At 65.0% G+C, this 740-nt stretch carries 1 pseudogene; it reads right to left on the bottom strand.

Going from position 1 to position 740, the window contains the following annotated elements:
• Positions 1 to 740: pseudogene (gene adh / locus A5784_RS08055) on the bottom strand (aldehyde dehydrogenase); the annotation flags it as partial.

Here is a 740-nt window from a genome sequence, read left to right as displayed (position 1 = left end):
CCGATCATGGTCTCGGTGTCCAGCGGATCGCCCTGCCGGACCGCCTTCGTCCGGATGGCCGCGAGCTCCAGGAACTCGTCGTAGATGTCGGCCTGAATGAGGCTGCGCGACGGGCAGGTACACACCTCGCCCTGGTTGAGGGCGAACATCGTGAAGCCCTCGAGCGCCTTGTCCTGGTAATCGTCGTTGGCAGCCAGAACATCGTTGAAGAAGATGTTGGGGCTCTTGCCGCCGAGTTCCAGGGTGACGGGGATGAGGTTCTGCGACGCGTACTGCATGATGAGCCGGCCCGTGGTGGTCTCACCGGTGAACGCGATCTTGGCGATCCGGTTGGACGAGGCCAGCGGTTTGCCCGCCTCGACGCCGAAGCCGTTGACGATGTTCACCACACCGGGCGGCAACAGGTCACCGATGAGCGAGAAGAGATACAGCACCGAGGCCGGGGTTTGTTCGGCCGGTTTGATGACGACGGCGTTGCCCGCGGCCAGCGCGGGGGCCAGCTTCCAGGTGGCCATCAGGATCGGGAAGTTCCACGGGATGATCTGCCCGACCACACCGAGCGGCTCGTGGAAGTGGTAGGCGACGGTGTCTTCGTCGATCTGGCTGAGCGAGCCTTCCTGGGCCCGGATGGCGCCGGCGAAGTAGCGGAAGTGGTCCACCGCCAACGGGATATCGGCGTTGAGCGTCTCGCGGATCGGCTTGCCGTTGTCCCACGACTCGGCCAGCGCGATGGCCTCGAG

It is taken from the genome of Mycobacterium sp. 852013-50091_SCH5140682 (assembly GCF_001665685.1).
GTDB lineage: Bacteria > Actinomycetota > Actinomycetes > Mycobacteriales > Mycobacteriaceae > Mycobacterium.
The sequence above is the reverse complement of the archived record's forward strand: the minus strand, read 5'-3'. Positions and strand labels throughout refer to the sequence as shown.